The sequence below is a fragment of the bacterium genome, assembly GCA_040753555.1.
Lineage (GTDB): Bacteria > UBA9089 > UBA9088 > UBA9088 > UBA9088 > JBFLYE01.
In genome coordinates, this window is the sequence record JBFMDZ010000097.1 from 1 (window position 1) to 8,134 (window position 8,134).

Below are 8,134 nucleotides of genomic sequence, written 5' to 3' on the forward strand. Positions count from 1 at the left end.
TGAGTATTTTAGAGTCTAAAGAAAAAGTAGTGCGACCAGCCTTACCCCGATTAGCCTCGTAGCTATACTCACCATAAGTGCTTAAGCCAGAAGCAAATTCGCGCTGAATGTTTGCGATAAAGGAAAGCTCAGAGCTTGAAGAATGAGAAACATCCCCCTTATCTTCTATACTACTTATATTATGACTGCATTTTACCTGGGTGTTTAAACCTTTAGTGGGTTGAAGGCTAAACTCTCCACCTATAGACTTAATGGAAGTATTAGAAGGGTCAGTATGGGTATATTGGGCATAGGTTTTTAGGTTATTGAGGGGTTTGTAATTGAAAACAAGGGTAAGGTTATTACTGATTTCCTTTCCTTGTCTTATCTCATATCTTGCCGAACCACTTGTTTTGGCATTATAGGCATACTCAGAAAAAAGGGAAAGAGCCATAGAATCACTCTTTGTCTTAAGCAAATAGTCATAAGAGCGCCTGTAATTAAAAGAAATAGAATTAGACCACTTTGGGCTAAGGTAGATACCTGACCCTAGGTTAAGGTCATGGGTTTCAAGGAGGGGCTTTTTATCTTCTTTTGCCTCCTTTAAACTAAATTCATACCCAAGGTATGGGGATAGATGATTGTATCTGGTTGTAATCTTTGAGGCAACCAGATTGCTAATCGTGTCAAGGCTATTGCCCGTATAGTCAGTAAAGTTCTCTAAGGTATACTTTAGACCAAGGTTATACTTATTTAAAGAATAAGATGCGCCAGCCGAGGTTTTCTGATTAAGGGAGTTTATCATAGATCGGGTTTTGTCATCAAGGCTTCTTTTCTCTTCATAATTTATGAAAAGAGAACCCATCTTTGAGATCTGATATGCCACATCTAATAAGGATGTCCTCTGGGTAGTCGTTATTTCTTGAGGACGAGAAGCCACATTATTGGAGGAGATCTTCTTCTGCAAAGAGGTAGAGAATTTATCGCTTAGCTGATAGTCTAGCTTGATGCCATAAGCCCTTACATCTTTGTCTGGGCTAAGCTGGGTAAGGTCATAGAAGCAAGGACTAAATGGGTTAGTCTCGCTGGTTTCTCTTTTAGAGAGAATATTATTTGAGAAATCCTCACCCACCTGGTGATAAAAGCCCTTAAGCTTCAGTTTTCTAAAGGGATAAAAGGTTGCTTCGGTTAAGTAGGCTGAGGAGTCTTTTGAGCCTAGGGTATTGATTGATTCATCGGTTCTGGCATACTCAGAAGACAATGTCAGGCTGCCTTTTAGTCTAAAAGCAAGCTCTGTATCCAAGCCATAAAGCCTAAAATCAGCAGGAGATTGATCCTCTTTGATATAGGTGCCTCCTATGCTTAAGCTATTTAAAGAGAGCCTTGCCCGAAGCCCTTGAACATAGTGTTTATCCCCTTCTCCTACGGGAACATATTCATAAATTGCCACGATATAATATACAATGCCTCCGGGTTCCCTTTCAGAAATAGGCTGAGCAAAGGTTATCCTGGCTTGGGTATAATCAATGCTGTAATCTACATTCCTCTTTTGGGAGCTTAAACTGAGCACTTGATTAGTCTTTTCATCCCTTCTTTCTATTCTGATACTTTCGCTCTCCCCAACTATAGGATAGTGGGAGAGATAGTAGGGGCCACAGACCCCTTTGCCCAAAAGATCATCCCGGCAGGCTACCTGTTTAGTCTCTGCCCTGAACATACTAAGCAGAGAATTACTGCCTTTATAATCGGCCTTTATACCCGAAAGGGTTCTCTCGTATGAGGAAAAGCGGGTTTCAGAGAAATTTACTGGGTAGTCTCCGTAGAGGAGAAATGAGTCCTTATGGTCAAGTCTAACATAAAGCCTGCCATAGGTTGTTGGGCTGTTTATAAGGCCTGCCTCATCGCCATAGATAGGGTAATATTCCTCGGGAGAAATTGCCTCATACAATCTATCCTCCTCATCCTTATTGGTATCCAAAATGGTAGTAAGGAGATACTCTCCTTTTATCTTGCCTTTCAGATAGAGGGCAACCCGGGATTTGGTATAGAATTTAGGGGCAAACCCCTCATTTCCCTCCTTAAGAGCTTCTATATTTCCCTTAGCCATAAGATAGCCTAATTCACCTTCTGAAAGACCAATTAGGCTGAATCTCTCTTCTTGCTTGATTTCTTCTCTCTCTTGTGGATTTTCTGATGGCATAAGCCCAAAATTTACCTTACTCATTCCACCTTCAGGTAAAACAGTGAAGTGAGAGAGATAGCCCCTTAAGATTTCAAAAGGCAGGCTTGTCCTATCTATCATCAGCACATGACTTCCTGGCTTTACATAAGGGATGGAATACCTACCTTTACTGTCAGTAATCACCATAGTCCCATCCTCCATTAATAATTTTACCTTAGGGATTCCCTCCTCTCCTGCTTGTTGAATTTCATCACCATTTTTGTCCTTATATACCTTACCAATGATTACTCCCCTCTTTCTAAATATTCCCTCTTTAACCCGGATAAAAGAAGAGACAGGACCTGCTGAAACCTTTCCTTCTTCTATATATCCAAAACAGTAAGCTAAATTCCTTTTTTCTCCCAAGCTTGCATCAATCCCAATCATTACATAATAGGTTAAAACTGTTTCCTCACCCTCTGAAAGGGTACCAATAGAAAAAATAAGGGGGTTGTTGCCCATAGGGTCAGCCGCTTTTCTGCCATTTATTTTGGTCGTAGAGGCTAAATACTTGAAGTTATAGGGCAGTTTATCCTCTACCTTAATATCCATCACCCTACCTACACCAATGTTTTTGACATTGATCTTGTAGCCAATTACATCACCTTTCTCTCCTATCTTTACAGAAGCCTCCTTAGTGATAAAGAGGGAAATATTATGGGTTAAATAGATGTTATAAGTGACCACCTCTCCTGCTGCTACATAGAAAAGGGGGGTTGTTTTTGAATAGTAGGAGGTATGTTCAGCCTTAAGATAATAATATCCTGCACTTACATTATTGAAGGTGTAGTTGCCAGAGGGGTCTGAGGTAGTATTACCTACAGCTTTTCCCGAAGCCTCATAGAGACCTACACTGGTATCACTTAAAGGTTGGGAATTGGCATTATCTAATGTCTTGCCAGAGACTATCCCTGTCCCACTTGAGGTAGTGGTATCTACCGTGATTATACCCGATGCTATGGTAGAGCCATTATTTTGGATGAGGTATTTATACTGACCATCTGCTACTATCACAGCCGAATCATTCTTGCCATCCCAGGTTATTGATTGCACACCGGCTAACTGGGCTACATTGGATAATAATGTCCTTATCGTGGTTGTTCCTTCAAGAATTGTGGCAGTAATTGTCCCATTAGCATCTAAGTAGTAGCTAATCTCAGTGGTATCCTTTATCCCATCACCATTAGGGGAAAATGGATTGGGTGAGGCAAAGGAAGGGCCGATAAGACCAGCGGTAACCGTATAAGTAAGTGTGCCAGCATAAGAGCCTGGAGGATCCTGCCAGTTAATCTCTAATCTATAGTCATAGGCTAATGCCTTTCCTTCGGCCGGAGTAGCAGGTTGAGCAGATAACATAGTCTGAAGTGCAGTTGAAAATGAAGTCCAGTTAGGGCTTACCTCAGAGGGAGACCACTTCAGTTGGCTTATAGGAATAATCTTGGTGTTATCAGAGGTATTTTTTAAATCACTGGCTGCTTGAACCCTTAGATCCCAGGTTGAGCTGGGGCTTACCACCACCATCTCGGCAGCATAGGGGATTATCACGGGAGGATTTTCTGGGCATAGGCTTCCAAACTCTACCTTGCCACCATAGGAGGTAACCGTAAGGGTATATGCTAAGAGGCTAGGTTGCATTTGTCCTTCAAGGAATAGCAAAGCTATAGAGAGAGCAATGCCTCCAAAGATTCTTGCCAGAGCCTTTCTTAAGCAATTCATCCTAATCACCTCTAAATAAAAAGCCTGCTTTTTGCCTGGCTACTCGCCACGCATAAAGCAGGCTTTAAAAAATAACCCTTCGGCAGCCAGGCTATCCTTTCTGGACCCTATGGCTTTGCGCCCCTGAATTCCTTCAGGTTTGCCTTTGTCACGAGTTCAGTCCTCTTTTTTTCCTAATTAAATATACTATATTTTTTCCCTTTTGTCACGAAAAATTTTACCCCTAAATGACTGCGCCTAATGGTATCCATTTTATCCCACACAAGGGTGTTTGCTAATTCTTCGTAAAGCTGGATTCAGACATAATAATTAAGTAGGAGATGCATCTTACCCGATGTTATCACGATCTCTTTGAATTCAAGGATGAAAGTTTCTTGCCCACATGGATGATAGTTTCTACCAAAAAGGTAGAGATAATCTTTTCTCCATAGACACCCTTTTGTGACAAAAAAGCCCTTTGGATTACATAGAAGGTAGTAGCCTTAAGATATTATTAAGGCAAGCTATCGCCCTTGGTTTTTTAAGGATTAAGTCCAGAAATACGAGCAAGGTTATTACGCGCAAGGGAATAGTCAGGATCCAGGCTTAAGGCAGTAAGATAAGCCCTTTTTGCCTCTTCATTCCTTCCTGCAATGGCATATGCATAGCCAAGGTTGTTATAAACACGCGCTTTTTGGGGAGATTTGCGGACGGTATCCTCCCATAGAGCGATTTCACTTCTATATGTATAATTTCGTGCAGCCGTAAAGTAGCCAAGTATTACAAGAAGAATCAATGTCACCGCTTGAACAAATCCCTTTCCTCCCTTAAAGGCAGTTTGAAACCTTACCATCCCTATGCTCAAGCCCAAAAAGATGCCCCATACCGGAAGATATAATTGTCGTTCGTTTGCCACATCGAGCCTTGGCACAACTGAGTTCGTAGGCAAGAGGTGTAAAAAGAACCATAAAAGTGCGAAGCCAAGCCAAGGTATTCTTTTAAGACTAATCATTCCCGTGAGAATAAGCGCTAAAAGCATGGCTAATTTGACCGCGAGTAAAAATGTCCAGGTGGATTGAACAGGCAGGTCTGGGTCAATATTTAGCCTATTTATCATAAATAGCCTTGAAATAAGATATATAACCCCATTGATTTGGCTAAGAAGGTTGTCCTTTAAACTTCTTATGTCAAAACTGTACTCAAGAAGTGTTCCATAGTTAGGATGGGCAATAAGAACGATTAAAATGCAAATGAACATAGCCCAATAAACTATCTGCATCCTTAATACAACCCCCCAATTCTTCTGATTTTGTATAGATGTCCATAAAAGCAGCGCCAGGGGTAAGGTTACGCCGGTCTCCTTGCTTAAGACCGCCATCATGAACAAAGCAGGGGATAAAAGGTAAAGCCATGCTCCTCTGTTTGTCTCGGTGCCGTAGATATAGGCTATTATGCTGCCAAGATAAAACATTGCCATTAGTGAAGTTGAACGGCCGCTTATATAAGTTACCGCCTCGGTTTGCACGGGATGCAGGGCAAATAACAAGGCTGCTATCAAAGCGATATTGCTGCTATGTGCTTCTAAGACTGAACAATGTTTGATGAATCTTAAGCTAAGGAAATATATCAATATGGAATTTACTGTATGGATGAGCAGATTCAGAAGATGAAACCCGAAGATTCCAAGCCCAGAGATCCAGTTCAACATATAGGTGAATTTAAGGAGAGGTCTGATTCCATAGGCAAGGTCCTTTAGCCAGGCTGATCGGGAATGAACCCTTATGTTGTCCACAATCACATTGTAATCGTCAAATTGAAAGACACCCCAAAAAGAGTTAAGGTAGGTAAGAAATACTGTAAATACAAGTAATAATAGCGGAAAGTATGGTCTAGGTTTCATGTCCTCATTTGACTTTTAGTTTTGAGGCATAAGCAAAGGCTTTATCCAACATGGCAACCGCAGTCCACCATCTGTCTGGGGAATTGAGAAGGACTAATAATACCCTGGTTTCATCCTGTTCAGCAAGAGCAATAAGACATTTTCCTGCTTGCTTGGTAAATCCGGTCTTGACACCGATAGCCCCTGGATAGCGACCGATAATTTCATTTTTATTTTCAATAATAAAGCTACGCTTACCATCAACTGTGCTTACCTCCCCTTTTACAAGTGACACCAACTTAGCAAAAGTAGGATTTTTAAGTGCGACATCCGTGAGACGAGCCAGGTCATAGGCAGTTGAATAGAACCCCTTCTGGTCATGGCCACAGGCATTGGTGAAATGGGTGTTATTAAGGCCCAATTCTCTAGCACGCTGGTTCATCAAGGCTACAAATTGCTTCTCACCTCCTGTAACATGCTCTGCAAGTGCATAACAGGCATCATTTGCCGATTGAAGTAATGTGGCGGCAAGTAAATCAATTACATACATTTTATCACCCCTCTTAAGCCCCAAGCGGATACCGGTTTCTCTGCAGGCTTTGTGACTTATAGATACAACTTTATCCAGGCGGCTTTTTTCAAGCACGAGCAAAGCGGTCATTATTTTTGTAAGGCTTGCTGGTGGTAAAGGATGGTCAGGCTTATGTGCCCACAGGGTTGTGCCGTTAACCTGAAGCAGATATGATTTGGCGGCTTTGGGAAAGGGGTCGCTTTCTAATGCCTTTGCACCACAAGCGAAGACCAGAATCCATAAGCCAAACCCTATAGAGCAGATTACCTGCATACAGGGGAATGTTTAAAGGCCAAACTTTTTTCTGATTGACTTGATCGGGTTCAGTTTTTCTTTGCTCTTTGTTTTCCGCTCCTGAGAGGTATAACTCCGTTTTTCTGAGGTATAATCCCGTCTTTCTTCTGTGGTATAACTCCGTCCTTCTTCTTGGGAAGTATAATCATCCCATCTTGGTTTTGTGGTATAACTCCGTCCTTCTTTATCCTCGAAATAGCACTCTCCGCCGATACGGCGGCCAGTGAGTTTTGTTATGGTATACACCTCATAGTTACCACTATCCTTATACTTGGTGCATATAGTACCCTTGAAAGTATTGCCACTATAACTGATCTCGCCTCCTCCTTCCGTATCCGTACTCCAATAACTGATCTCGCCTCCTAGTTCCGTACTCCAATTCTCAGTCTCTTGTATTTTCCATATTAGTTTGTTCCCGCTTCTTTTTATGTCCCTTACCCGCGGATCTTCTCTAACAAAACAAGGAAGCAATCTATCCCTTTTCAAACACTCTGTAAAATTACCATCTTTTTTATCTATGTATGACTGACCCCTCAGTACTAGCGTATCAAGGTGAAGCTCTCTTACCTCTTCGGCTATTTCCCATTCGCCTTCCTGGATATTCAGCTTACCCCATTTACGCTCACATTCAGGCGATGATATTGAGCTCCAATCCTTTAGAGCGTATGCGTCTTTAGGCGGTAATAGTGATGTTGATATTGATTTCCACTCCTTTAGAAAAGCCTCTACCTCCTCCTCTCTTATTTTTGCTTCTTTTTCATGCTTCTCCTTCTGTTCAAGAAGCTGTTGTGCAATAGTCTGTCCAACAGGCTTAGAAGTGGTTTTTGGGCAGTCGCCGATACGGCGGCCAGTGAGTTTTGTTATGGAATTTATAGTTTCCCCCCTCTCTCCCGGGCCTTTCATGCGTATGGTGCCCTTGAAAGTGGTGCCACTATAAGTGATTTCACCTTCGATTTCAACTTTACCCTCTTTATCAACGCACACTGCTTTCCATGTCACTTTGTTTCCGATTATCTTTTGCTCTATTATCTTACAGTTCTCCTCTTCCTCTTTTTCAGAAGTTTTAGGAATTAAATCCTCTTTTGTTATACACTGGGTCATTTTTTGTGGAGGCATCTGGAAAGGCATTCCTTCCACGGTTATTTCCATGGTGGTTTCCCACAAGCCTTCCTGCATATCTACCCCTTCTTTAGCTTTAGCAGATAAAGCTATTGACCCTGCCAAACCTAAGAAGATCAGAACCCCAACCATTGCAACCCAAAACCTTAAACTCCAAAACTTTTTCCTTTGCATGCTACACCCCCTTTTTCATCTTTAAAATAATTATAATATATTCTTTCATTCTTTGTCAAGTGTTTGTCCATGTAGTTAGAAATTCCCCAATTTTACTAAAACCTTTCATAGGGCTTAAATTTATGGTTATTGAAAAATATTAGAATAATCCTCCCCCTTTCCCCCTTTAGCGAAGCGAGAACTCTATTTTTATTGTGCTTTT

The 8,134-nt window shown here is 41.6% G+C and carries 4 protein-coding genes and 1 riboswitch; all 4 genes read right to left on the reverse strand.

The window, feature by feature from the left end:
• Positions 1 to 3,916 (reverse strand): carboxypeptidase regulatory-like domain-containing protein (locus AB1630_08390; GenBank protein MEW6103811.1); only part of this gene is annotated, 3,916 nt, incomplete at its 3' end.
• 78 nt (positions 3,917 to 3,994) lie between these two features.
• Positions 3,995 to 4,070, reverse strand: a riboswitch (cyclic di-GMP riboswitch).
• 366 nt (positions 4,071 to 4,436) lie between these two features.
• The gene (locus tag AB1630_08395) at positions 4,437 to 5,453 is read right to left on the reverse strand and encodes a tetratricopeptide repeat protein (protein MEW6103812.1); all 1,017 of its coding nucleotides are present in this window, start codon (positions 5,451 to 5,453) and stop codon (positions 4,437 to 4,439) included.
• Between the two features lie 346 nt (positions 5,454 to 5,799).
• Complete coding sequence (locus tag AB1630_08400) at positions 5,800 to 6,618, reverse strand: D-alanyl-D-alanine carboxypeptidase family protein (protein ID MEW6103813.1); 819 nt, start codon at positions 6,616 to 6,618, stop codon at positions 5,800 to 5,802.
• 12 nt (positions 6,619 to 6,630) lie between these two features.
• Complete coding sequence (locus AB1630_08405) at positions 6,631 to 7,932, reverse strand: DUF3617 domain-containing protein (GenBank protein MEW6103814.1); 1,302 nt, start codon at positions 7,930 to 7,932, stop codon at positions 6,631 to 6,633.
• Between the last annotated feature and the right edge of the window lie 202 nt (positions 7,933 to 8,134).

What these genes read in the sequence shown, in the direction of transcription:
- AB1630_08405 (MEW6103814.1), bottom strand. Translation starts at nt 7,932, where the DNA reads ATGCAAAGGAAAAAGTTTTGGAGTTTAAGGTTTTGGGTTGCAATGGTT.
- AB1630_08400 (MEW6103813.1), bottom strand. Translation starts at nt 6,618, where the DNA reads ATGCAGGTAATCTGCTCTATAGGGTTTGGCTTATGGATTCTGGTCTTC.